The sequence below is a fragment of the Paraburkholderia sp. 40 genome, assembly GCF_050434105.1.
In the GTDB taxonomy this organism is placed as follows: domain Bacteria; phylum Pseudomonadota; class Gammaproteobacteria; order Burkholderiales; family Burkholderiaceae; genus Paraburkholderia; species Paraburkholderia tuberum.
The window spans coordinates 54170-80148 of sequence record NZ_JBNPVY010000003.1 but is presented as its reverse complement, the minus strand read 5'-3'; the positions used below and the strand labels follow the sequence as shown (position 1 = coordinate 80148).

The following is a 25979-nucleotide window of genomic DNA, read 5'->3' as shown; positions in this document are numbered from 1 at the left end:
ACCACGGCAACCTCACGCACGCCGCGCCGCCGCACCATCGGTCTTCGCCGACGCACGCCACTGCACGCTCAGCAGATGCTCGCGCATGCATTGCGCGGCCGCATCCGCATCGCGCGCTTTCAGCGCATTGACGATCGCCTGATGCTGTTGCGCGAAAAACTGCCGCGTCTCCTGCGCGGACGTTTTCTCGCGCACCTCCGGCTTCACCCGCATACCGTTGATCACCTCCATCAACGCAATCAACGCGGGATTACGCGTGGCATGTCCGATCAGCAAATGAAAGCGATGATCCCATTGCTGCCACTCGTCGTCGTTTTTCGCGGCGGCATTTTTGCGTGCGCATTTCTCCAGCTCCTGCAGATCGTCGCCACTCGCTTTCGTCGCGGCCAGCGCGGCCAGCGCCGGCTCGAACAGCAGCCGCATTTCGGCGATATCCGCGGGACTGGCGCCGGCGCGCAAGCCGCGCAGCGTCGGCGCAAACTTCAGCGGCCGCGCGCCCAGATAGGTGCCGCGGCCGACGCCGCGCCACACCCGCCCCGACGCCTCGAGCGAAGCGAGCGCCGCGCGCAGGTCGCGGCGGCTCACGTCCAGTTCCTCGGCGAGCTTTCGTTCGGGCGGCAGCGCGTCGCCGTCCTTCAACTGATGATCGGCGATGTAGTCGAGCAGCGCATCCAGTACCGGTTTGTCCATGTTGTCCGCCGAACCAATTTGTATTGGTTCCAACGATACCAGAATCGAGGCGGCATGACATAGCAGGACCCGGTTATTTTTGATTCGCTATACTGGGTCATATGTTGATGGTTAACACCGGGTGCAGCCCGGCTTCGTTAGTTTTACGCTTTCATTTTCTCCAATTGAACCATTCCATATTGGTTCTTCCATTCGGACCGTCGTCGCCACGGAGTCGCGCATGTCGTTTACAACCCGTCCAGAACTGATCGGCACCTTCGGCATGGTCGCCTCGACGCACTGGCTCGCGAGCGCATCGGCGATGGCGGTCCTCGAAAAAGGCGGCAATGCGTTCGACGCCGCCGCCGCGGCCGGCTTCGTCCTGCAGATCGTCGAGCCGCATCTGAACGGTCCGGGTGGCGAGCTGCCGGTGGTGTTCTACAGCGCGCGCGAAGAACGCGTGCGCGTGCTGTGCGGACAAGGCGTGACGCCCGCGCGCATGACGATCGAGCGGATGCGCAAGATGGGGCTCGACGTGGTGCCGGGCACGGGCCTGCTGCCCGCGGTCGTGCCGGGCGCATTCGGCGCATGGATGGCGCTGCTGCGCGACTATGGCCAGTTGCCGCTCGAAGAAGTGCTGAGCTATGCGATCGGCTACGCGGAAAACGGCTATCCGGTGCTGCCACGCATGGCATCGTCGATTCTCGCGATTCAGGACTTCTTCCGCACCGAATGGACGACCTCGGCCGAGCAATGGCTGCGCAACGGCGAGGCGCCGATGCCGAACCAGTTGTTCGCGAATCCCGCGATCGCCGAAACCTACAAGCGCATCCTGCGCGAGGCAAATACGCGCAGCGATCGCGCCGAGCAGTGCGAACGCGCGCGTGATGTCTTCTATCGCGGCTTCGTCGCCGACGCGATCGACCAGTACTTCCGTTCGACCGCCGTGCTCGACACCTCGGGCCTGCGCAACAGCGGTCTGCTCGATGCGGGCGATCTCGCGCGCTGGGAGCCAACCTACGAAGACCCGGTGTCTTACGACTACGCGGGCATGCGCGTGCACAAAACCGGCCCGTGGGGCCAGGGCCCGATGTTCCTGCAACAGCTCGCGCTGCTGAAGGGTTTCGATCTCGGCGCGATGGACCCCCTCGGGCCCGATTTCGTGCACACGGTGATCGAGTGCTCGAAGCTCGCCTTCGCCGATCGCGAAGTGTTCTACGGCGACCCGGCGTTTTCGCATGTGCCGATGGACGCGCTGCTCAGCGACGCGTACAACGACGAGCGGCGCCGCCTCATCGATCCGCGCCGCGCGTCGTTCGAATTCCGCCCCGGGCTGCTCGGCGACAGCGAGCAACGCGCCGCGCGCATCGTCGCGAATGCCGGGCGCGAGCAGACCGGCGGCTTTGGCCAGGGTGAGCCGACCTTCGCGCCGCTGCCCGAATTGCGCGGCGATACCGTGCATCTCGACGTGGTCGACCGCTGGGGCAACATGGTGTCGGCTACGCCGTCGGGCGGCTGGCTGCAGGCGTCGCCGGCGGTGCCGGGTCTTGGCTTCAACGTCACCACGCGCGCGCAGATGTTCTGGATGGAAGAAGGCCTGCCTTCGTCACTCGGCCCGGGCCGCCGGCCGCGCACCACGCTGTCGCCGACGCTCGTCACGCGCGACGGCAAACCGTACGCGGCCTTCGGCACGCCGGGTGGCGACCAGCAGGATCAGTGGTCGCTGCAGCTGTTCCTCAAGCACGTGCATGGCGGCATGAACTTCCAGGCCGCCGCCGATGCGCCCTCGTTCCAGACCGCGCACTTCCCCGGCTCGTTCTATCCGCGCGCGATGCATCTCGGCAAGATGTCGGCCGAGTCGCGCTTTCCGGACAGCACGCTCGCCGAACTGCACGCGCGGGGCCACGACCTCACCGTCGCGGAACCGTGGTCGCTCGGCCGGGTCTGCGCGGTCGCGATCCGCAACGGTTTGATGCGAGGCGCCGCTACACCGCGTCAGATGCAGGCCTACGCAATCGGCCGATAAGCGGCCCGAAGCAGCCATCAGCGCAGAACGCGCGGCGTCGCCGCGCCATTTCCTTCAGGAGAAGTTGCCGTGTCCGCCGTCGCCGCCCGTCTTGAAAGACTTCCCCTGTCGAGCTTTCACCGCAGACTGCTACTGATCGGCGGGCTCGGGTACATGTTCGACGGGCTCGATTCGTCGTCGCTCGCGTTCCTGCTGCCGGTCGTCAGCAAGCTGTGGCAATTGACGAGCGCTGAGACCGGGCTCGTCGCGAGCAGCACCTATATCGGCTACTTTTTCGGCGCGTTCCTGTCGGGTGTGCTCGCCGACGTGATCGGCCGGCGCCGCATCATGATGAGCGCGCTCGCCATCTATTGCGTCGCGTCTCTCGCGAGCGCGACCGCGCACGACTGGCACACGTTCTTCGCGCTGCGCGTCGTCGCGGGCTTCGGTTCGGGCGCGGAGACGGTCGTGATCGCGCCGTTTCTCGCCGAGTTCGTGCCGCGCCGCTATCGCGGCATTTTCTGCGGCGCGCTGGTCGGCTTCATGTCGTTCGGCTATCTGACCTCGTCGATTCTCGGCTTCGCGGTGGTGCGCAACTTCGTCGACGGCTGGCGCTATCTGGCCGTGATCACGTCGCTGCCCGTCGTGATGCTGCTGTGGTGGCGCCGGACGCTGCCGGAATCGCCGCGCTGGCTCGAAAGCCAGGGCCGCGCGGCCGAAGCGAACGGCATCGTCGGCCGCATCGAAGCGGCGTTCGTCGAGCGCGGCATTGCGCTTGCGCCCGTGACTGCGAACCACGCGCTTCACGCGGTGCCCACGCCGGCCTCGACGCCGGCGCGCGGCAACGCGTGGCGCAACGTGCTCACGCTGTGGTCGCCGCGACTCGCGCGCACGACCGCGGTCAGCTGGCTGATGTGGTTCTCGGTCGCGTTCGCGTACTACTCGTTCTTCTCGTGGATCCCGAGCCTGCTCGTCAAGGAAGGGCTGACGATGACGAAGAGCTTCGGCTATTCGATTGCAATCTATGGCGCGCAGATTCCCGGTTACTTCTCGGCGGCGTGGCTCAACGAAAAGATCGGCCGCAAGGCGGTGGTCGCTTCCTACATGCTGTTCGGCGGCATCGCCGCGATCACGCTCGCGTTTTCTCACACCGGCATACAGATCATGACCGCGGGCATCGCGCTGTCGTTCTTCATGAACGGCGCATTCGCCGGCGTCTACGCTTACACGCCGGAAGTGTTTCCCACCGCGGTACGCACGACGGGCACGGGCTCGTCGTCATCGTTCGGCCGCATCGGCTCGGTCAGCGCGCCGATCCTCGTCGGTCTCGTTTATCCGCTGTCCGGTTTCCTCGGTGTGTTCGCGATTACCACGACGGTGCTGGTGATCGGCGCATGCGTGGTGTTCTTCCTCGGCATCGAAACGCGCAACCGCTCGCTCGAAGATATCGAGGCGAGCGAACTCGAACCGGCTCGCGACGCGCGAGGCCAACTGAACTCCACCCGCATGCACGGCTGAACGCACTGCGACTTTTCACACTTTCCGATGCAAACGCGATGCAAATGATGCAAGGCAACCTGACCGAACCCGCACCGCACGATACGCAGATGCTGGATATCGCAGACCTCGAGCGTCTCGCGCTGGCGATGCGCCTGAAGAACCAACCGCTCGAGCTGTTCCGCGCGGTTCACGCGGTGGCGGCAAAGGCGATAGGCCTAAGCCTGTTCACGATCATGTCCTACGATGCGCGGCGTCACGAGGTCGAACGGGTCTACACGAACATGCCGGACGTCTATCCACTGGGCGGCCGCAAAAACAAGCAAGGCACCGCGTGGGCGCGACAGATACTTCAGGATCTGAAGCCGTTTCGTGCCGCCACGTCGCAAGGCATTCGCGAGGCCTTCGACGATCATGCGGTGATGACAGGTATCGGTCTCGGCTCGATCCTCAACATTCCGATCGCCTATGATGGCGTGTGCATCGGTACGATGAACCTGACCCACAAGGAAGGCTGGTACACCAGCCGTCATGAAAGCATAGGCCTCCTGATCGGCGCCTTCCTTGTCCCTGCTCTGCTCAGGCAGAATACGGCATCCGCCGCTTGCGCCGCCCGTTCATGAAAACACCATCCGACCTGCAAAACTATCGAGCGGTGACCCATCCCGCCGTCTCGCAAGGCCGCTGGGTGCTGGTCTTCGTGCTCGCCTACCTCGCGCTGATCGCCGATGGCGCCGACGTGATGATGTACGGTCTCACCCTGTCGCGCATCAAGGACGACTTCGGGCTGACCAACGTCGAAGCGGGCGCGCTCGGCAGTCTGACCTTGCTCGGCATGGCGATCGGCGGCATTGTCGGCGGCTGGGCGAGCGATCGTCTCGGCCGCGTGCGGGTCATCGCATGGGCGCTCGCGCTGTTCTCGCTCGGCGCGGGGATGCTCGGGTTCACGCACAGCTTCGTCGAATTCGCGGCGGTGCGCTTTATCAGTTCGCTCGGCATTGGCTGCATGGTGCTGGTCACCACGCTTGTGGCCGAATATGTGCCGACAGAACGGCGCTCGCTGGTACTCGGCATGCTGCAAACTGGCATTTCGGCTGGATATATCGTCGTGATCGCACTCAGCAACTGGATCCTGCCGCAGTACGGCTGGCGCACGCTGTACTACGTGTCTGCCGTGCCGGTGCTGCTCGCATTCGCGATCAAGTTCGCGGTGCCCGAACCGGCGGCATGGCTCGCTAGCCGGGCTGCCGACCGTGCGAGCAAAACGCGGCTCGTCGACAATCGCTACGCGCAGATTTTCCGCGACCGCCAGGCGCGCACGATGTTCATCCTGTGGACCTTCGCGTCGATCTTCGTGCTGTCCGGCTTTTACGGCCTGAACAACTGGCTGCCGACGTATCTCGAGAAGGAATTGCACATCAAGTTCAGCTCGCTGACCGGCTATATGATCGGCACATACGTGGTCGCCTTCATCGGCAAGATCTTCGCGGGCTGGCTCGGTGACCGCTGGAGCCGGCGCGGCGTGTACGTGATCGGCTGTATCGGTGCGGCACTCTTTCTGCCCGTGATCATTTTCTGGCACACCCACGACAACATTTCCACGCTGATGCTTTTCTTCGGCTTTCTGTACGGCGTGCCGCTCGGCACGATCGGCACGTTCATGTCGGAGAGTTTTGCGACGTCGGTGCGCGGCACCGCGGTGGGCGGCTCGTATAATCTCGGGCGCTTCTGTTCGGGAGCGGCGCCGATCGTCATCGGTTTTATCGCGACGCAGTTCTCGATCGGACTTGGCTTTCTCGTGGTCGGCGCGGTGTTCTTTTTGAGCGGCGTGACTGCATTGTTCGTTCCCGACCGGCTATACGACACGCAGCATTAAATCGACACGAAAATGACGAAATCATGTCGTGTCGATGAATGGCCCAGGTTCCGGCGCTAAAACTGGCCGCCGGATAGCCCGGGCACCACGAGGAAGCATTACTGGGTTCCGGCGACAATGTCTGAAATGGTCCAGTTGTTCGTCGTTACGAGCACATAGTCGCCGTTGACACCCAGCCATTTGTGCCCGCGCGGCGGCGCATTGAGGCCGTGTCCGCGCCAGTCGTCCATCATGAAGTTGTAGTGACGGTATTCGGCCGGCACACGTTGACCTTTATGCCAGTCACGGTGCGGAATCGACGGCATCACCTGCTGACGGCCCGTACCGGCCATCTGGCCGCCGCCCTCGTCCTTCATGGGCCCAGCCGCAATCGCGAGCGCGGACATACCGGCAAATGACAAGGCGACGAGTTGCGCAACAAAGCGATTATTCATATTCGAACCTCCGTGCGGTGGAAGAAAGCTCCGAGCATTCACGCGATTGACGTGAAAAGTGATCGTCCAGCTACTCGCAGATTCATTAACTCGAACTTCATTGCAGCGATCGCTGGTCTATCGAATGTAATCTTTGCAAATCGCGAGATATCAAATTCGATAATTCAGGCGCGAAGTCGTTAAAAAGTATAGTAAAAGGAAGTTCGACTTCAAGCCGGACCTGCCCACCACTACGGCGTGCGTCAACCGGCGATTAGCGGGGCGATCCGATTCGTCGCGTCGATCGTCTGGACGGATCGCGCCGTTCCTGGCGGCGGCGGACGCGCGCGCGGCGCTGTCGCCCGTTCGCCACTTCAGCGAGCGGGCGACACTTTGCCAGTCACCGGCCAGATTGATTCGCTTGACCGATCAATAGTCGACCGCATCGCGGATGATCGGGCAGGTCATGCAGTGACCGCCGCCACGTCCACGGCCCAGCTCCGCACCGACGATCGTAATCACTTCGATGCCCTGCTTGCGCAACAGCGTGTTCGTGTACGTGTTGCGGTCGTATGCATAGACGACGCCCGGGGACGCGCACACGAGGTTCGCACCGCTATCCCACTGCGTGCGCTCGCGTTGATAGTCGCTGCCGCCCGCCTCGACCACGCGCAGATGCTTCAGCCCGAGCGCCTCGGCGACGACGTCGGTGAACGGCTTGTTTTCGGCGTGCAACTCGACGCCGCTCGGATGGCTGCTCGGCCGATACGAATAGGTGCGCGTCTTCGCCATGAAGTCCGGGGCGACCAGCACGCAATCGCGATCGGCGAACGTGAACACGGTATCGAGGTGCATTGCCGCGCGAATCTTCGGCATCGCCGCGACGATCACGCGCTCGGCCGCACCCTTCTTGAACAGCATTGCAGCCAGTTGACTGATGGCCTGCCGCGAGGTGCGCTCGCTCATGCCGATCAGCACGACGCCCTTGCCGATCGGCATCACGTCGCCGCCTTCCAGCGTGGCGAGACCGTGGTCCTGAGTCGGGTCGCCCCACCACACGTTGACCTTGCCCGCGAAATCGGGGTGGAACTTGTAGATCGCCGTGGTCAGGATCGTCTCCTCGTGGCGGGCCGGCCAGTACAGCGCATTCAGCGTGACGCCGCCATAGATCCAGCACGTCGTGTCGCGCGTGTACAGCGTGTTCGGCAGCGGCGGCAGCAGATATTCGGTGCCGCCCGCCGCTTCTTTCGCGACCTCCAGCGCCTTGCCGCCGTGCGCTTCCGGGAAGTCGTGAGTGGATAGCCCGCCAATCAGCGTTTCGGCCAGCTTGCGATTGTCGAGCCCTTCCAGATAGCTTCTCAATTCATCGATAAAGCCGAGGCCGACCTGATTCGGCACCACCTGGTTGTCGAGAATCCACTTCTTGCCTTCGGGCACCGCGACCGTTTCGGCGAGCAGATTGTGCATCTCCACCACTTCGACGCCGCGGTCGCGCATCTTCGTGACGAAGTCGAAGTGGTCGCGCTTCGCGTTCTCGACCCACAGTACGTCGTCGAACAGCAGTTCATCGCAATTGCTCGGGGTAAGACGCTGATGCGCGAGCCCCGGTGCGCAGACCATCACTTTGCGCAGCTGCCCGACTTCCGAGTAGACACCCAATTCACCCGCTTTCGCGTCCGTGTTCGCCATGATGATCTCCTGAATGCCAATGTTGGCCCGCTCTGTTCAATCGGATTTCATTAAAGCTAAATCGCGATCCTTCCGGTTACGAGGCCATAGATGCCGATGATCGCGCCAATGATCGCAACGATAAAAATGATCCAGTCGGAAACGATGAAGACATTCTTGTTCTGCTCGCGCCGAGCCCAGATATAAAGCGCGGTTCCTGGCGCATACAGCACGGCGGAAAGCAGAATGAATTTCAGGCCACCCGCCCAGATCATGAAGACCGTATAGATCGAGGCGATTGCGGCCATGATGAAGTCACGCCGGCGCTCGTCGGCGCGCACGTCGTAACCGTCGCCGCGATTCGCGTTCATGCAGCCGAACACCGCGACGAAGAGGTACGGAATCAACGACATCGCGCTCGTCAGATTCAGCATCAGCGCGAACGCATCGCGCGAGAAGTAGGTGCTGATGACGAGCAGCTGCACCACGATGTTGGTCAGCCACAATGCATTGGCAGGTACCTTGTTAGCGTTTTCCCTCGCGAATACGGCGGGCATGTCTTCGGTCTTTGCCGCCGTGAACAACACTTCGGCGCAGATCAGCGACCAGGCGAGATAAGCGCCCAGTACCGAAATCAGCAAACCTATGCTGACGAAAACCGCGCCCCAATGACCGACCACCGCTTCGAGCACCGCCGCCATCGACGGCTGCCGCATGGCCGCGATGTCGGCGCGCTGGAGCACTGCGTAAGGCAGCATCGTCACGAGCACCATCAGCGAGGTCACGACGACGAAGCCGAGAATCGTCGACTGGCCGACATCGGAGCGCTTCTTCGCATAACGGGAATAAACGCTCGCCCCTTCGATACCGATGAACACGAACACCGTGACCAGCATCGTGGCCCGCACCTGCTCGAGGATATTGCCTTCGAGTCCTCCGCCGTAGAGGTTGGCCTGGAACAGGTCCAACCGGAAACCGAAGATCAGGATCAAGATGAACACCAGAATCGGAATGACCTTGGCGACCGTGACGATACTGTTGATGAAGGCCGCCTGCTGCACCCCCTTCAGGATCATGAAATGAAATAGCCAGATGCCGATCGATGCAACGACGATCGCGACGACCGTATTGCCGTCGCCGAACACGGGGAAGAACGCGCCGAGTGTCGACTTGATCAGCACCCAGTAAGAAACGTTGCCGATACAGCTACCGATCCAATAGCCAAATGCGGACAGAAAGCCCGGATAGTCGCCAAAGCCCGCTTTCGCATACGCAAACACGCCGGCGTCCAGTTCGGGCTTGCGTTCCGCCAGCGCCTGAAATACGCGCGCCAGCATATACATGCCCGTGCCCGCAATCAGCCAGGCAATCACGGCACCCACCGGACCGGTGGCATTGGCAAAAGTGCGCGGCAGGGAAAAGATCCCGGCTCCGACCATGCCGCCCACCACCATCCCGGTGAGTTGCATTTTTGACATCTTTTGTGGCGTGGACGCCATTCGGATTCCTTTTAGTTACCTTTTTAACAAGGATCTGTAATCAGATTCGAACGAAACGTGTCTCTCGGCCAATCTTGCTGTTGATCAGCCGTGCTACTCTGCAACCACCACACGAAAAGAATGGTCTGTCCGTTGGCGTTTGTCAATTTATCGAAGACAAGGTAACGGACTGTGGCTCGCTATGCGATCGAATCCATCGATGCTGCGTCGCCGAATTTGGTTGAATTTGCGAATTAACAATTCACCACGCATCTGAATTGCTCGCATCGATAAGTCGCTTTGAATATCGATGATTTAACAATGATGCGACCTGCCGCATCACCGCAGCGGTTTTCTCAAATGATGGGGAATCGCTGAAGCGAGCTGAACCGGTGGTCATTCAGAACTACTGAGAAGCACAGAGCCACAGCTCGAAATAGCGCGCGGGGTCATTAATAGTCCAAACCCGATGACGATTTCGTAATGACGGGCTTGGTGAATTTTTCTGACGGAATCGTCCGCGTGTCCGCGCCGCAAGAGGTCCAACTATGACTCGCGCAACTTCCTCAACGTCAGCCGCGCTTCGAGACCACCGCCGACGCGGTTGTGCAGCGTGAGCGTCGCGTCCATCGCGAGCGCGAGTTGCCGCGCGATCGCGAGCCCCAGCCCCGTGCCGCCCGTTTGACGATTGCGCGACCCTTCGAGCCGCACGAACGGCTCGAACACCGTCTCCAGCGACTCGACCGGAATGCCGGGACCGCGATCGAGCACCGACACGGTAGCCTCGCCATCGTGCAACGCCCCGATATCGATCTGCGCGGCGCCGCCGTACCTCAGCGCGTTATCGACCAGATTGCCGACGATGCGCTTCAACGCCTGCGGACGCATCGTCAGCGACTGGCCGAAGTGGCCCTGCAGTGACACTTGCTGACCCGCGTCGACGTAATCGCACACCAGGCTGTCGAACAGCGCATCGGGATCGATGCGGCGCGGCACCTCGGTCGTGCCATGCATCGTGCGCGCATAGGTGATCCCTTCCTTGACCAGCGCCTCCATTTCCTGCAGATCCTGGCGCAGCTTTGCGGCCTCGCTGTCGTTGTCCATCGTGTCGACACGCAAACGCATGCGCGTGATCGGCGTCTGCAAATCGTGCGAAATCGCCGCGAGAATCTGCATGCGCTCGGTCATGTACGTGGCGATCCGGTCCTGCATCGCGTTGAACGCGCGCGCGGCGCGCGCCACTTCGGACGGACCGGCTTCGCGCAGACGCGCGGCCTTCAGGTCGGGGCCGAGCGTGTCGGCCGCGACTGCGAGCTGATTGAGCGGGCGCGTCGCGAGCCGTACCGCCAGCCAGCAGCAGGCCGCGAGCACGAGCAGCTGCAGCGTCAGCACGAGCGGCAGCCAGCGCGACAACGGGGCGCCGGGCATCGGCCGCAGGTCGATGGTGAGCGGCGTGCCGTCGCTCAGTTTCAGGTGCACCTGCAGACGCTCGCGATCGCCCGGCACTGCGTTGACGGTCAACGGATAACGCGTGCCGATGCCATCGCCGATCGACTGCGCGACGCGCGCCGACAGGCTCGCGTCGACCGGGGTGCCTGGCACGCCCGGGCCGAGCACGAACTCATAGCTGCGCCGCGCGAGCCGCGGCAGCCACTGGGCGCGCTCGTCGGGAGGCAGATGATCGAGCAGCGCGACCGAGCTCGCCACCTCGCGCTCGATGTAGCCCATCATGATATTGGTCATCGTCTGGTCGCGCTCGGTCATTGTGAGCCAGAACGACAGCGCCTGCGCGAGCGCGAGCCCGACGAACAAAATCACCGCGAGCCGCGCGAACAGCGTGCGCGGCCAATGCGGCCAGCGCAGCAACGACGGTGATGATGGAGACGCGCTCATTCCGGATCTCCGATCGCGGTCACGGTCGCTGAAAACACATAGCCCTCGCTGCGCAGCGTCTTGATGTAGCGCGGCTCGCGCGCGCCGTCCCGCAGGCGTTGACGCAGGCGGCTCACCATCAGATCGATCGAGCGGTCGAACGGATCGGCCTGGCGTCCCTGGGTGAGGTTCAGCAACTGATCGCGCGTGAGCACGCGCTGCGGATGATCGAGAAACACACGCAACAGACGGTACTCCGCGCCGCTCAACGCCACCTCGGTTCCGTCCGCGTCGAGCAGATGGCGCGCGGTCGTGTCGAGCCGCCAGTCGCCGAAGCACAGCATCGGCGCCGACTCCGTCACCTCCATGCCGGGCGGCAACATGCGCGCGCGGCGCAGCACCGAACGGATTCGCGCGAGCAACTCGCGTGCGGCGAACGGTTTGGTCAGGTAATCGTCGGCGCCCATTTCGAGGCCGACGATCCGGTCCGCTTCCTCGCTGCGCGCCGTCAGCATCAGGATCGGCACTGTGCGGAACTTGCCCGCGCGCAACTCACGGCACAGCACGAGGCCGTCTTCGCCGGGCAGCATCAGGTCGAGCACGATCAGGTCGGGCGCGCCGTTCTCGAGCGCGGCGCGCATCTGGCGGCCATTGGCCGCGAGCGAGACACGCACGCCGTTTTTCTCGAGGTATCCCGCGAGCAGTTCACGGATACCGCGATCGTCATCGACGATCAGTACGTGGTCGGAGGTTTCCATCGACGGATTATCTGCTGCGGCGATTGAGTTGCACGCCGCTCGATTGGATCAATGAACACTGCAACAGATGGGCGAGTTCGGCCGCGAACCCGCCCGCCACGAACACAGCGATGGCAAACAGGCGTTTCATGCGTCCTCCAGCACGGAAAGACTCGCGCCATCGGCCACGCCGGCTTCGAGCGCGTAAGGATCGACCCCGTCGAGGCAGCCGATATTGACGCGCCATTGCTGCGGATCCTTGCGCGTCTGATGAAAAGGATAGATGCCGCAATGCTTGCAGAAGTAGTGTTTCGCGACCTTCGTGTTGAACTGGTATAGCGTCAGCGAATCCTCGCCACTCAGAATCTTCAACTGACTGGCGGGAAAGAGCGGCGTCATCAGCGCGCCCTTGCGGCGGCACAGGCTGCAGTTGCAACGACCAGCCGGAACGATTTCGGTGCGAACTTCGAACTTGACGGCCCCGCAGTGACAGGACCCTTGCAGGAACCCGGCGTTCATGATGCTCTCCGTGATTTGACGATGCCTGCTTTATAGCCTGGTTCATCAGTCGAATTATGTCGTAATGTATCCGGCGGCCGAGACGATACATCACATTGCAATACGCTGCGGCGATTAGCGCAAGGCGAACAGCGAAGATATACACGCGAGTTAGCATTTAAGCGGCACGCGCAAACGGATAACGCAGATTGCATGATTGCCACCGCATTATCGCGCTCAACCGTGCAAAGATACTCTGCCTGTAAGCGGCGCGACGGGGCGCGCCGGCCGGCCTCCCTACACGCTGTTTTTGACCTCGGCGTGACCAACCGGCTTTTCTATATTCCGCTTGAATGGCCGGCATTGCCAGGCACAATCGCGCGTGACCAGCAAGCGGGCGATGACGGCCACGAGCCGGTTGCTCGCAAGCTCTGTGAATCAAGTTGAATACGCTTGACTTTTAGTCACCGGCCACTTCCAATACCAATGGTGCAGTGCGAAGTTTCGACTTTGAAACACGCCTCACCTCATTCGGTAGTTCACAGCATTGGCCAGCAGTTCATTCGTCCGCCGTGCATGCGGCGTCAGCTCGCGAAATGGAGCACTCCTCACTACCGGAGTCGTCTTGGCTGCAACAAAAAACCAACCCACCCACCGCGAACCCGCCCTTATCGACCTCGCATTGCAAGGCGGCGGATCGCACGGTGCATTTACATGGGGCGTCCTCGACCGTTTGCTCGAAGAGTCGTGGCTGCGGATCGAAGGGATATCGGGTACGTCGGCTGGCGCGATGAACGCCGCGGTGCTAGTGAGCGGCTATCAGGCAGACGGCGCGGCAGGCGCGCGCGCCGCGCTCGAAGCCTTCTGGCGGCGAGTATTCGAAGCATCGGTGTACAGCCCGTTTCGCCGTACCCCGTTCGACGTGTTGATGGGCCGCTGGACGCTCGACTACTCGCCGCTCTTCATCGCGATGGACCTCGCGGCGCGCGTGTTTTCTCCATACGACCTGAACCCGCGCGGCGTACATCCGCTGGCGAAGATTCTGCAGGACTCGATCGATTTCGCGCATCTGCGCGACGCGCCGATCAAGCTGTTCATCACCGCGACGCGCGTGCGCACGGGCCAGGCGCGTGTGTTTCGCAATGGCGACCTGACGCCTGACGTGCTGCTCGCCTCCGGCTGCCTGCCCACGCTGTTTCAGGCCGTGCAGATCGACGGTGAAGACTACTGGGACGGCGGCTATGCCGGTAATCCGACCATGACGCCGCTGGTACGCGAATGCACGTCGAGCGACACGCTGCTGATCCAGGTCAATCCCGTCGTGCGGGACGAAACCCCGCGCACCGCGCGCGACATCATCAGTCGCCTGAACGAAGTTGCTTTCAACGCGCCGCTGCTGAAAGAGCTGCGCATGATCGCACTGCTGCGCCGCGCGGCGGACCCCGGCAGCGACGAAGGCCGCCATTGGGCGGCGATGCGCATCCATCGGATCGCGAGCGAGCTGATGACCGAACTCGGCTACTCGTCGAAGCTGAACGCCGAGTGGAGCTTTCTGACGATGCTGCGCGACGAAGGCCGGCGTGCCGCCGACGCGTTCCTCGCCGAGCACGGCGATTCGATCGGCGTGCGCTCCTCGCTGGATCTCGACGCGTTGCTCGACGGGGTCTGACCATGGAAGTCATCACCCTGTCACCGCTCGCGATCGGTCTAGGGCTTTTCGGCATGCTCGCGAGTCTCGCGCTACTGATCGGCTTCGCGTACCGCGGCTGGACCGTGCTGCTGCTCGCGCCGTTCGCCGCGATGCTGGCCGCCGCGATTTCGGGCGAACCGATTCTCGCGCATTGGACCCAGACCTTCATGCTCAGCGCCGCGCGCTTTCTCGCGCAGTTCTTTCCGTTGTTCCTGCTCGGCGCGCTGTTCGGCAAGCTGATGGAAGACAGCGGCTCCGTGAAGGCGATCGCCAGTTACATGACGGAGAAGCTTGGCTCGCATCGGGCGATTCTCGCGGTCGTGATCGGTGGCGCACTCGTCACCTATGGCGGCGTCAGCCTCTTCGTGGCGTTCTTCGTGCTCGCGCCGATGGCCACCGCCCTCTTCCAGGCCGCCAATATTCCGCGCCGTCTGATGCCGGCCGCGATCGCGCTCGGCACGTCGACGTTCACGATGTCCGCGCTGCCCGGCACACCGGCTATCCAGAACGCGATCCCGATGCCGTTCTTTGGTACGACGCCGTTTGCGGCGCCTGGGCTTGGCATCATCGCGAGTATCGTGATGGTGGTGTTCGGGCTCTGGTGGTTGTCCTTGCAGCAATCGCGCGCGAAGGCGGCCAATGAAGGATTCGACGGACTCAAGGCGGCGGTGAAATCCACCGGGGCGCCGGCCAGCGACAACCTCGTGCGCGAGCGCGCAAGCGTATCGCAGAGTTTCGATCCGGAGGAAGCGAAGCGCGGGCATGTCAGCGAGAGTCTGCCCTCGTTCGGCGTCGCGCTCACGCCGCTCGTGCTCGTCGTGCTGACGAACTTCGTGATGAACGTGATCGTGCTGCCGCGCATCGACGCCGACTATCTGGCCGAGGTCCGTTGGGGCGAGACGTCGCTTGCGGCGGTCGGCGGTGTGTGGGGCGTGTGCGTGGCGCTCACCGTCGCGATCGTCGTGCTCGTGCTGCTCAATCGGCATCGCCTGGCAGCGCTGCGCGAGACGATCGATGCAGGCGCGAATGCATCGGTGCTCCCGGTGCTCAGCGTCGGCAGTCTGGTCGGCTATGGCGCGGTGATCGCCGCGCTGCCAGCGTTCGCGCTCGTGCGCGAATGGGTGCTGGGTATCGGCGGTGGTCCGCTCGTATCGCTCGCGGTCGCCACCAATCTGCTCGCGGCGCTGACCGGCTCGGCCTCGGGCGGTCTCACCATTGCGCTCGACGCGCTCGGCAGCACCTATCTGCAACTGGCTGCGCAATACGGCATCGACCCGGCGCTGCTGCATCGGGTCGCAGTGATTTCCTCAGGCACACTCGACAGCCTGCCGCATAACGGCGCGGTCGTGACGCTGCTTGCCGTGTGTGGGTCGAACCACCGCGAAAGCTATCGCGACATCGTGATCGTCGCGATTCTCGGCGCGTTACTCGCGCTGGTGGTGGTGATCGTGCTGGGCTCGCTGTTCGGGTCGTTCTGAGCGTTCTGAGCGGCTGAAGTAGCAAGGGGTCTTGCACTGACGTTGCTATCCGTCAGTGCAAGACCCCTTTCTATTTGCCGGTCGGCTCAGTTTGGGCTGCTTTGCAGCCGATTTCCGGCTCACTTCACGCCGCCGCGCGCGCCGCATTCATCCGGCCGAACACGAACTGCCCCAAATACCAGACCAGCTCGGTATTCGCGAAAATCGCATCTTCGGTGACCGTCGACGGTTCGAGCTTCATCCGGCGCAGCATCAGCTTGCCTTCGCGCGACGTCGTCCACGCATGCATCAGTTCCTTGCGCGTCTTCGCATCGGCGGCGTTGAAATGGTCGCGGCCCTTGCGCGAATCCTCGTTCATGCGCGCGCGCACTTCCTCTTCGCGCGTCGCGATGCTGTGCGCCACGGTCTTTCTCGTTTCGGTCTTGACCGCCTGTTCCTGCGCTTCGTCGGCGAGCAGTTTGGCCTGTACGTCGACCATCGTGCGCTCGGCGTCGGAGATCTTCCAGTTGTCGCGTAGCGCGCGCATCAGGTAGCCCGCGGGGCTCTTCTTGACCTGGCCGCGCTTGACCCTGAAGCGCGTGTATTCGACGGCCTGCTGGATGCGTTCGTCGGTCCAGAGTTCGCGGTTCTCCGAAATCTCGCTGAACTGCTTGGTCGAGAGCCCGAATTCGTCGGTGAGAATCTTGTACAGATGGCTCGCGTCGGCGAGGCTCGCGAGTACCGCGTCGGCTGTGTCCTTGCGCTTGAGCAGGAAGCGGATGCGGTCGATTTTCTTCGACGTCGTAGATGCAGTCCGCGTCTCATAGGACATCTCGACGTCCGACACTTCGTTGATCTCGCGCACCGCCGGCTCGAGCCAGTCGCGCTTGAAGTATTTGAAGATGGCGGCATTCGCGCCCATTTTGCCGGGCCAGTTGCGCATTTCCTCGAGCTGGATCCAGTCGGTGCGTCCCGCGGGCACGTTGGGCAAAACTTTGTCGTAGATCGCGCGCGCGAGACTGCGCGTGAACGCGGTGGAAATGCGCAAGCTCAGCCAATGCGATTTCTGCGGATCGCGGATATGCGGCACCAGCCGCGGATGGACGTCGAAACGCATACGTCCGCGATGAAAGCCGACCATGCCGATCAACTGAACCTGCACCCACAGATCGTCTTCGTTGGGATCGCGGTCCGCGGGCGTATTCGTCACGCGAACTTTCGCGTTCTGAGCTTCGTCGGCGATCGTGCGCAAGTGCTTCAGGTTGCGGCTGTCGTAACGCATCAGCCACTTGAAGTAGTTGAGTTCGACGTCGTACTGATCGCGCTGCTCGGGCTCCTGCGCGACGATGAAGTACGCGGCATCGAGAAAGCGCCGCGCCGGCAGCCCCATATTGACGATTTCGGTGAAGAAATCGTTGCGCTGATAACCGATCTCGCGATTGGCCTCGTTGATGCGCAATCCCTGATCGAACATGTCTTCGAACAGCGCGAGCGCCATCTGGCGTGACGTCGCTTTCGACCTGCCCTCTTCCGGATTGTCCGCGGCCATGTTCTTCATCCACTTTTTCGCTCCCGGGACTGTAAGCATGCGGTGGTGAGCTGTCAACACACAGAACCTCACCATCAAACGACCGCGGCGGAGGCCGTTTCGGCGTCCCTTCCGCGTTTCGGCACACAGAACCTCACCATGTTCACAAAGAACCTCACCTTGCGGGCGGGCGTTCGCGCGGCAAGGCCTTATGCGACGGCCCTTTCAACCTCGTTCCCAGTAGCTGCACAACCCACCTCACCCTCGTGATTTGACGCAGTGGCAAACACATCGAACCACACCTTGGTGGGGAATCGGTCTCACCTTGCTGCACAACCAACCGCACCTCTGAGCACAGCGAACCTCACCTTCGACACAACGCACCTCACCTTTTGGAACTTAAGTGGTTGAACGCATTGAATAGTGTTTGATTGCGTTGGTTTGTGGGTTCGTTCTCGGTTTTAAAAAAACCTACCAACCTGGCTCACACAATAAATGCGGCTTAAGATTGCGCGATGCAGCATGGTGAGGTTGATTGTGCGAAACGTGGAGCGAGTTTGGGAGGGCTGCTGCCAAGGTGAGGTTGGTTGTGCTGCTACGGTGATTGGCAATCCTTGGTGATGAGCTGAGCCTCTGGCTGACGGCCTGGCGCCGGTGCGTCGCCGCTTCTGTGGGTGAGGTTGATTGTGCATTTGTGTTCTAAGCGCGGGGAGCGCTCGCAGGGAGGTGGCGAAAATCTAACAATGGTGAGGTCGGTTGTGCAGAAGTTCGCCGGACCGGTCTTTCAGGAAATGAGAAAGTGCACAAATGACCTCACCAAGTGCCTAAGTCTCGAGCAGGAGTGCCGACTCCGCTACCCAGATTGCGAAGAAAGGTGAGGTCATTTGTGCCTTCGAGGACGCAGTGTTTCGAGGGTCGTTTAGTTTCCACGGCGATTCTGCAACCGAAAACGGTCTGGAAATACAGAAATTTGCAGAAAATCCGCATAAAAACAGTAATTTAAAAAGCTATTTTCAAGTATTTCCTGTATTCTGAGGTTTCTGGAATTTTATGGAAAAACCTCAGAATGGTCAGAACGAGCCAACTTCCTGCCGTAGACCGAACCGTTCACTTTGAGCAGATCAGTGAGTTCGCAGAAAAAGTCACCATTTTCACTAATGAGCTGCGTGACACGATTCTGGCTCCGCGTCCTCGAAAAACGGCTCCTGTTTTCAAGACCGGCGAGATTGCCGAGATGTGCAACGTCTCACACTCGCAGGTTCAGTATCTCGCGACAAAAGGCGACGGAGAACTGCCTTCGGGCACGGCGGCAGGCACGGGCCGTACCCGGACCTTCACGCTGGAAGAGGCGCGGATCTGGGTACAAAAGATTTCCGACATCTACCAGACTCCACTGGTCACGCGCCTGAAGGAGCCAGACGGGAAGATCATTATCACCGCGCAGCTCAAAGGTGGCTCCGCCAAGACGACGACGACGATGTGCCTCGCCCAGGGGCTGTCGCTGCGGGGACGCAAAGTGTTGGTGGTTGATCTCGACCCGCAGGCGTCGCTTTCGGAACTGTGTGGACTGTACGCGGAAAAAGACGTGACGCCTGAAGACACAGTATTGCCGTACGTCTACGACCAGGACATCGAAGGTGGCCTCGAGGGGCGGGTCCAGTCGACGTACTGGGATGGCATCGATGTGATTCCTGCGCACACGGAGCTGATTGGAGCAGAGTTCCATCTGCCGGCGATGCAAAAGATGCGACCGGGTTTTCGCTTCTGGACCGTGCTTCGTCAAGGGCTCGAGCCGCTGCGCAAGAAGTACGACTACATTCTCATGGATACGTCGCCGTCGCTGTCGTACCTCAATCTGAACGCGCTGATGGCCGCGGATGCCATGGTGATGCCGATGGTGCCGGAAAACCTGGACTTCATCAGCTCGCTGTCGTTCTGGCGACTTTTCTCGGACGTGTCCAAAAGCTTTATCAAATTCGAGACGGACAAGAAGTACGACTTCGTGTCGCTGGTGTTGTCGCGGGTCGATTATGGGCGGAACTCGTCGGCGCCAATCGTGCGCGCATGGGCGCAAAGCGCGTACGAAAACTGGCTGCATTCGATCGAGGTACCGGCGAGCTCGGTGATGAGCACCGGGGCGTTGGCGTTCTCGACCGTCTTCGACATCAGCAGCAATCACAGCGCGGCCAAGTCGCTGCAACGCGTGCGGCAACCTCTCGTCCACTACTGTCGCTGGATCGACGAGATCTATTCGGAAAAATGGAGGAACGCGCAATGAGCAATATGCGAGAACAGTTGCTGGCCAAGACGTCCGGCATTCGCAAAACTTCGTCGATCAACGAGGACGAGGTGAAGCGCAGCAACCGCACGCAAACGGCGCCCGGCCTTGCCGGCGCGCTGGCCGTTGCGCAACTTCGCGTGCAGGAACTGGAATCGACTGGCGTCGCATCGCAACTGGCGGTTGCTGGCATCTTGCCAAACCCTTGGCAGCCGCGTCGCGTGTTCAACGAAGCAAAGTTAGCCGAGCTTGCGGAGTCGATCCGGGAAGTTGGACTGATGCAGCCGATCGTGGTCCGTCGTGTTGCGGACGACTATCAGATCGTCGCCGGCGAACGACGCTGGCGTGCGCACAAGATGTTGGGGCTGGACACGATCAAGGCCGTGGTTGCGGATTGCTCCGACTCGGATATGGCCGTGCTTGCAATGGTCGAAAACATTAGCCGCGACGACCTTGCTGACTATGAAATCGGCGTGGCGATTCGTCGATCGGAAACAGAGTTCCCGAATCGCAAGCGACTGGCGGAAGCGATGGGATTGTCGCGGGCAGGTCTGTATCAGTTCTTGTCGTTCGACAATCTGCCGGACTTCATCAAGAAAGATCTCGATATTCAACCGCGACTATTGGGCGGGACTGCGGCGCAAGCAATTGCAGCGGCTATCAAAAAGCATGGCGAGGATGGCGTTAAAGCCGCTCGCGAAATTTGGCCTCTGTTGGTGAGAGGCGAAATGGATCAGGGCAAGGTCGCGGCGGGAATCACCGCCCTGGCGACCCGGCAGACGACGTCGGGTGGTACCAGCGGACGCAGCATCGAGAAATTTTTCGCGGGACGAGAGCACGCTGGGAGCATCACCAAGGATGTTAGTAACTTCACGATCAAGATCAAGACGGGAGTGATCACCGAGGCGCAAGAAGTTCAGATACGACAGTTGATCGGACAGATGTTCCAATCGCAGCCGAAGACGAGCTAATCGGTGGTTCGGTTGTAGTGTTAAAAGTCCCGCTTAGTGCGGGCTTTTTTTTGGGTCAATCAAATCGGTCCACCTCGAAGAGTGTCTAGAGTCTAGACACTCACTCCGCAGCCCTACCTTTGCGCCATCCGGCGTCTAGACTCTAGACACTCTTGACGACGCATCCCCGATGCCGATGAAAGCGTGCCGCGTCCGCGCGAACGCACATCCTTCGTGCCTTGCACGACCCGTGGAGCGATTCGCGCGGTATTGCGTTCGCAGCGATCTCGCAGGCACCCCGCGGCGGGTCAGCCGCTCGCCATGAGCGAGACAGCCAATGACTAGGGATTTCTGATGCATCCATTGAGCCGGGGTTCGGCTGCTTCGCTGACGGTCGCATTACCCGGAGCACATACAAAATCGCACCGGCGACATATGACGGACGGGATGGAGGGCCAGCCCTCTGTCCTATAAACGTAAACTCTATTCCGGCAGACCATCCACGGTCATTCTCAACCCAACGCCGCATCAGCGCGTTTCCCCGAGACGACTCGACTCCGCTATCGTCGGTCCCAATCTTCTCAATGAGAAAGGCCGCGACTCTTAGTGCGCGACGTGCATTGCACATGGTTGTCCATGAACAGCCGTGTTCATGATGGCACTGTCGGCCGCAGCAAACCTCGGCGAAGATCGTCGACGTCTCGCAAGGATGCTTCACACTCCCGGTGTACCTCAGGCAATGAACGCGCGCAGCGTTGAGGCCACCGCTTATCGACCGCAAAGTCAACAGTCGTTCTGCCGGAAAAGCTGTTCCGTACGATTAGCAATGAAAGCGGCATGAACAAACGCGCCAAGGAAGGCTGTGAATGGGGCTTGCCTCAGCGAACAGACGACATGCGTCAAGATCCGGCGGGAGCCAGTTATTACTGGAACGTCGCGTTAAGGGATCCCGCATCATGTATCGCGCGTTATCTCAAACGAAGCAGTCGCCGTTCCGCAAACGGTGTTCGCCACGGCGCAAGCTTGTCCTCAAATCAGATCCCGTCGCTGATTCAGCGTCTCGATCGAACACCAGAAAGTCAATCGCGAACACCTGCCGGCCGCGATGAATTTGGCTGTAATCGCGTTAAGCCAACATCCCACCGTCGTCAGTGAGAGGGCACTTTAAAGATAGTTGATGTCGGCCGTCAGGCCTACCGATCTACCCACCCGCTGGGGTGACACCCAGATAGATGTATTCGATGGGATGCATCGCGACCGCCCCGATCATTTTTTGGGCAAGCACCGGAGTAATGAGTGACTCGACCGCAACGAATGATTTCCGTCCGATCGTATGTCACGCCACCCGGATAGGCCTGCGTCAGACCACTCGTTCAGCGCGAAATCAACATCGCTGCTCTCAGATCATCCGCGAGAAATCCGTCGGACGATGGACGGCAGGATAGGTGAGGGCAAGCGCGCAATTCTCGCGAACGTAAAGAATCTCTCCCGCCCCGCCCTGTGATATTGACTAGCAAGACGATCGCGCATCCGCAATTCGAGCGACTGTCAGTCGCCACGCGTGTGGCCAACTTGAACTTCAGCAGATGCAGCAGTCGCGCATCTGCAACCTGGCAATATACGGGGACTGAACATACGGTCAACTTTTGCGAACTAAATATCGAAAAACGAATGACTCTTAGCCAATACGAGCGAGAATTTTCGATTCTTCGGCCAATCTCGCCAACCGACACGGCGTGAAACATAACTAAACCTCTTCTATGCGTGTCAACCTATTGTTTTAAAAGACTTTTTTCACCAATGCATCCCATTGTTTCACGCCAATCAGTCAAATTGGTGCACGATACCCCATCACTCCCCCCAAACGGCGACAACACGCCAGAATGAACACACGTGCCCCGCCGATCCGTAACATTCAATACGTAATTTGTAGCGAAAAAATCTCGAGTGGCTATCGCGATCTTTCGAGCGTTCCGCTGACCTGACCGCTCATCCGAACCAATCTTCCGCGCCTGCCTCGATCACGCTGGCTTGATTCGGAACGCTGTACCAGTGATTCGAACAGAGCCCAGCAACAGCAAGCACGTCAAGTCCAAGCCCAAGTCCGAGCCGCCGCAAAAGACAGCTGGCCCCTCCGCCATCACTTCGCTATCCCAGCCTCCCCGCAAACCTCCCCGCGCTGATCGATCTGCGCAATATCCTCATGCAAGATCCGCCGAATCTCGAGGATCGCCCGCGGCGTCTCCTGCACACTGTGTCCAGCAACAATCACCTTCTCGGACAGCGCGCCCACGAGATGCGCGCTGCGATAAGGGACCACGCCATCATCGGAATCTTCGAGCGGCCCGTTTTCGCGGCGCCGTGCGATGATCGAATGGAAGCAAACCTGGGGGCTGATCGGCAACTGCGACGTCGCGCGAATCAACGGATCGGTTTCGCGCAGCTGTTCGATGCTGTTAGGCACATGGAAGGTCCGTCCCTGCGGCTCGATGTTCGTCGCCGTCTGCATCACTTCCTCGATCTCGTTCAGCAGGGCAAGCGGCAGACGCACGAGGTTGGCCGCCCAGCGCGACAGCCGGTTGCTCGCGAACGGCGTGCCTCGATGGGGGGCCGCGATAAATATGGCGCGCTCGATTTGCGGCATCGGCGTGAAGTTCAGTAGCCGATCGAGCCGCTCGTCCTCGCGATCGATATCGGTGCCCTCGGGCACGTACTTGTCCTCGAACGTCGCCCAAAGTGCGTCGCCGGAAGTCGACACGAGCAGCCGCGCCAGAACGCCGCCCATGCTATGACCAATCAACACCATGCCATGCGACGCCGGCGCCGTACCGTCTGGATCGAAGTGCGCGAGCGTCTGTTGCGTGGCGCGGCGGATACGCGCGAGGTTGACCAGAATCGGCACGTTGGTCGGGTAGTAGACCTGCCACACCTGGAAATGCTGGCGAAGCACTTCATCGCCCTGAATATCGTTGGCGACGTTGACCCATGCCTCGGGGCTGCTCGCGAGGCCGTGCAGCATCAGAATGATCCGTCGATTGGGATCGAACGGTTGCATCATGTAGATGCGGGGCGTATCGATACCGTGTGCGCGTCCAAACAGCGTGCGCAATGATTGCCCGGCGAAGCCCGAGCGCGCGAGCCAGATGCCGTAGCCCGCGCTGAAGTTGGCCGAAAGTGGCACAGTCTGGCCGTGTCGCTCCACACTGTCTTCGCGATACGGATCATAGACGGACAGCACGACCTCGTGCGAGGCAAGCACCTGTTCGAGCGTGCCCTGGCTGAACCAGATCAACGCGGTGACGTTCGGCGACGGCATCTCGCGGAAAAAGCGCGACGCCGGCCTTGGCCGATCCGCGGCTGCTGACGACACGCCGGGTTTGAACGGTGCGCTCGCGGGACCATCGACGCGGGCGGACACACGCGTGTCGGCGCTGGCATTGCCACCCGCATCGACGTCATCTTCAGGCGGCGGCACGTTCATCACAGCAACGAGTTCCGCCCCCAAACCATCGCGTCGATAAATGCTACGTATCCCCGCGAACGACAGCCGCGACGCCGGGATGACTTCGCGCGGTTCGCGCACGCCTTCGGGTAGCCGGGTTCGGCTCAGGTCGAGATGAATGGACCAGCCTGCGATGTACTGCGTGCCCGGCACGCCGTTGCCGGCATCGGTAGCGAGCGCGCCACGCAGAAACAGCGCGTGGGCGAGCTCCTGCACCGCGTAGTTGTAGTAGTCACGGACCTGGGTCTGACGATCTTCGAATGCACGTTCGCCAGCAGTGCGTTCACCGAGGAACAGAAACGCATACGCGAATCGCGCGGCCCTGAGCCACAGATCGAATTGCGCGTCGCTCCAATCGCTGGCGCTGGCCGGCGTGTTGGTGATGGCCATCTGCAACGACAGTTCGGCGAGGCTCGACAATCGCCGGTCGGTATTGATTCCGCCGACGGTCGAGATCGTATTGATGCAATCGAGCGGCTCACGTTGGCAGGTGTTCCCGTCGAGTGCCGCAATGTGCAGTGTGTCTCGCGTCGCGGCGCTCAGACGGCCGGTCGACAGAATGTCGCCGCGACGCATCGCGATGTACTGCTCCGCACCTTGCGAGCTGACGGTCACCATCGCGCAACCGCACAGAAGACTGCTGGTGAGCAGCGCGAGTGCCGCGCACCGCGATGTCCACGATGCGAGCGAGCGCGTCATGATGCGTCGAACCGGTTCGTCCGAGACGGCAGCCGCGCTACGCCGATGCAAGCGATGAATGCTGGCGGCGGCCCGCGACGTTGCAATTGCCAACTTTCTTTCATGCAGAGTTGGGTCACAAGGCGGTTGCCTCGCGCATCGAATCGATATCGCTGAGAACGAATTACCTGTCCGCTGAGTACTCTACGCCCGGCGAATTGCTGATGCAACCAACGCCGTCCCCCACAGCGCGCCTTGGCTTCAATGAGAGAGTATTCCGATCTAACGATCACGGCTGCTCCATCGGCGAAACAAAAATTCCATGAAACCTATAGCATTTTTTCCCCATGGCATTTCGTCACTAGTACAGCAGAATAGCCATGCTTATTTTTCGTCAACAGAAGCCGAAGCAACCATAGAACAAGTCTGTATGGCCGTAGTAAGTCGCGAATCGATTGACGGCTTGCGCATTGTTCGGCCATGATGCCTGTGACGAACTGAAAGGGGCAATGACGCACGCATGATCCGGGCAAACCACCAGTGAACTGCGCGAAGTCATGAACGCCTATGATGGCTTTGATATACCGCTTAAGGTAAGCGATCGATACGATCGTGCTGCGCCTGTGAGGCTCTTGACAACGAATTGTTTGGGAACTTTAATAATTTTGCAGCAAGGTTCAATCGAAGGGATCTGATTCAACGCTGCAATCCGCCCGCAATTCGTCTTCAGGTTTTGCGGAATCGTCGTGCATTCCGTACAGGGCGGATTCGTCAATTTCCTCAGTCTTGCTTCGACATGGCGAAGCAGTTTGGCACTTAGACAGGATGCCTGATGAACGGAGCCGGAATGACGACACATGGGTCGCGGCTGTAGTCCCGACGGCCACAACACCATTGTCGCCGATAGACTGGTTTGAACGACGTTGCCGGTCCGACAGAAGGGATGCCGCTGTTCCTCGAGTCTGAGCTGGCCGTGGAAGTCGCATCGGATGCACCCGTCGGTCCACTGTTATGGGCCCCTATGAATTGCTGAGCAACCTGTAGGGTCTCGTATTCGCCGGGCCGTGAGCTACGTTGCCGCCGGGCTTACGACATGGGTTGCGCCAGCAGTCAGCCGAGAACGTCATGAATGCAAACCGCTCCGATGCACCGCGGCCTCGCCGATCAGCCGGAATCGCACTGA

Annotated in this window: 20 protein-coding genes; 10 read left to right on the top strand and 10 right to left on the bottom strand. The window is 61.0% G+C overall.

What is annotated here, in order from left to right:
• Window positions 1-12: 12 nt before the first annotated feature.
• Window positions 13-690 (bottom strand): FadR/GntR family transcriptional regulator, encoded by a 678-nt coding sequence (locus tag OKW28_RS15765; RefSeq protein WP_429447116.1) that lies wholly within the window; start codon window positions 688-690, stop codon window positions 13-15.
• 220 nt (window positions 691-910) lie between these two features.
• Here OKW28_RS15765 and OKW28_RS15760 point away from each other — a divergent pair, with 220 nt between their 5' ends.
• The 4 genes from OKW28_RS15760 (at window position 911) to OKW28_RS15745 (ending at window position 6047) form a co-directional block, all read left to right on the top strand.
• Window positions 911-2695, top strand: a complete 1785-nt coding sequence (locus OKW28_RS15760) for a gamma-glutamyltransferase family protein (RefSeq protein WP_429447114.1) — start codon at window positions 911-913, stop codon at window positions 2693-2695.
• Window positions 2696-2764: 69 nt separating this feature from the next.
• Window positions 2765-4192 carry an MFS transporter gene (locus tag OKW28_RS15755; RefSeq protein ID WP_429447112.1) on the top strand — a complete coding sequence of 476 codons (1428 nt, stop codon included), beginning with the start codon at window positions 2765-2767 and terminating at the stop codon, window positions 4190-4192.
• 38 nt (window positions 4193-4230) lie between these two features.
• Window positions 4231-4794, top strand: coding sequence for a GAF domain-containing protein (locus tag OKW28_RS15750; protein ID WP_429447110.1), 564 nt, complete (start codon window positions 4231-4233; stop codon window positions 4792-4794).
• Window positions 4791-6047: an MFS transporter gene (locus tag OKW28_RS15745; protein WP_429447109.1), complete on the top strand. Its 1257-nt coding sequence runs from the start codon at window positions 4791-4793 to the stop codon at window positions 6045-6047. The genes OKW28_RS15750 and OKW28_RS15745 overlap by 4 nt, the downstream gene beginning before the upstream one ends.
• Before the next feature lie 98 nt (window positions 6048-6145).
• Here OKW28_RS15745 and OKW28_RS15740 read toward each other — a convergent pair whose 3' ends face one another.
• The 7 genes from OKW28_RS15740 to OKW28_RS15710 all read right to left on the bottom strand — a co-directional run bounded on the left by OKW28_RS15740 (window position 6146) and on the right by OKW28_RS15710 (window position 12734).
• Window positions 6146-6481 carry an RcnB family protein gene (locus OKW28_RS15740; RefSeq protein ID WP_429447107.1) on the bottom strand — a complete coding sequence of 112 codons (336 nt, stop codon included), beginning with the start codon at window positions 6479-6481 and terminating at the stop codon, window positions 6146-6148.
• A 408-nt stretch (window positions 6482-6889) separates the two neighbouring features.
• On the bottom strand, window positions 6890-8080 hold the full coding sequence (locus tag OKW28_RS15735; RefSeq protein WP_409340120.1) for an arginine deiminase: 1191 nt from the start codon (window positions 8078-8080) through the stop codon (window positions 6890-6892).
• Between the two features lie 125 nt (window positions 8081-8205).
• Window positions 8206-9627 carry a basic amino acid/polyamine antiporter gene (locus tag OKW28_RS15730; protein ID WP_429447105.1) on the bottom strand — a complete coding sequence of 474 codons (1422 nt, stop codon included), beginning with the start codon at window positions 9625-9627 and terminating at the stop codon, window positions 8206-8208.
• A gap of 525 nt (window positions 9628-10152) precedes the next feature.
• Window positions 10153-11499: an ATP-binding protein gene (locus OKW28_RS15725; RefSeq protein WP_429447103.1), complete on the bottom strand. Its 1347-nt coding sequence runs from the start codon at window positions 11497-11499 to the stop codon at window positions 10153-10155.
• Window positions 11496-12236, bottom strand: a complete 741-nt coding sequence (locus OKW28_RS15720; protein WP_429447102.1) for a response regulator — start codon at window positions 12234-12236, stop codon at window positions 11496-11498. The genes OKW28_RS15725 and OKW28_RS15720 overlap by 4 nt, the downstream gene beginning before the upstream one ends.
• Window positions 12237-12243: 7 nt before the next feature.
• Window positions 12244-12366, bottom strand: a complete 123-nt coding sequence (locus tag OKW28_RS15715) for a hypothetical protein (RefSeq protein WP_429447101.1) — start codon at window positions 12364-12366, stop codon at window positions 12244-12246.
• Window positions 12363-12734, bottom strand: a complete 372-nt coding sequence (locus OKW28_RS15710; RefSeq protein ID WP_429447099.1) for a GFA family protein — start codon at window positions 12732-12734, stop codon at window positions 12363-12365. Before OKW28_RS15710 ends, OKW28_RS15715 begins: the two co-directional genes overlap by 4 nt.
• Window positions 12735-12926: 192 nt before the next feature.
• On the opposite strand from OKW28_RS15710, the gene OKW28_RS15705 reads away from it, so the two are divergent.
• From OKW28_RS15705 to OKW28_RS15695, 3 genes are all read left to right on the top strand, one after another.
• Window positions 12927-13160 (top strand): hypothetical protein, encoded by a 234-nt coding sequence (locus OKW28_RS15705; protein ID WP_429447097.1) that lies wholly within the window; start codon window positions 12927-12929, stop codon window positions 13158-13160.
• A 178-nt stretch (window positions 13161-13338) separates the two neighbouring features.
• Window positions 13339-14382, top strand: coding sequence for a patatin-like phospholipase family protein (locus OKW28_RS15700; protein WP_429447095.1), 1044 nt, complete (start codon window positions 13339-13341; stop codon window positions 14380-14382).
• Between the two features lie 2 nt (window positions 14383-14384).
• Window positions 14385-15881 (top strand): GntP family permease, encoded by a 1497-nt coding sequence (locus tag OKW28_RS15695; RefSeq protein WP_429447093.1) that lies wholly within the window; start codon window positions 14385-14387, stop codon window positions 15879-15881.
• Between the two features lie 124 nt (window positions 15882-16005).
• Here OKW28_RS15695 and OKW28_RS15690 read toward each other — a convergent pair whose 3' ends face one another.
• Window positions 16006-17409 carry a replication initiation protein gene (locus OKW28_RS15690; RefSeq protein WP_429448720.1) on the bottom strand — a complete coding sequence of 468 codons (1404 nt, stop codon included), beginning with the start codon at window positions 17407-17409 and terminating at the stop codon, window positions 16006-16008.
• Between the two features lie 1045 nt (window positions 17410-18454).
• Between OKW28_RS15690 and OKW28_RS15685 the strand changes: the two genes are divergently transcribed.
• The 3 genes from OKW28_RS15685 (at window position 18455) to OKW28_RS15675 (ending at window position 21771) form a co-directional block, all read left to right on the top strand.
• Window positions 18455-19666 carry a ParA family protein gene (locus OKW28_RS15685; RefSeq protein WP_429447092.1) on the top strand — a complete coding sequence of 404 codons (1212 nt, stop codon included), beginning with the start codon at window positions 18455-18457 and terminating at the stop codon, window positions 19664-19666.
• Complete coding sequence (locus OKW28_RS15680) at window positions 19663-20637, top strand: ParB/RepB/Spo0J family partition protein (protein ID WP_184023618.1); 975 nt, start codon at window positions 19663-19665, stop codon at window positions 20635-20637. Before OKW28_RS15685 ends, OKW28_RS15680 begins: the two co-directional genes overlap by 4 nt.
• A gap of 816 nt (window positions 20638-21453) precedes the next feature.
• Window positions 21454-21771, top strand: a complete 318-nt coding sequence (locus OKW28_RS15675; RefSeq protein WP_429447090.1) for a hypothetical protein — start codon at window positions 21454-21456, stop codon at window positions 21769-21771.
• Between the two features lie 985 nt (window positions 21772-22756).
• Here the strand turns inward: OKW28_RS15675 and OKW28_RS15670 are convergent.
• A complete protein-coding gene (locus tag OKW28_RS15670; RefSeq protein ID WP_429447088.1) occupies window positions 22757-24817 on the bottom strand; it encodes an esterase/lipase family protein in 2061 nt (686 codons plus the stop codon).
• Between the last annotated feature and the right edge of the window lie 1162 nt (window positions 24818-25979).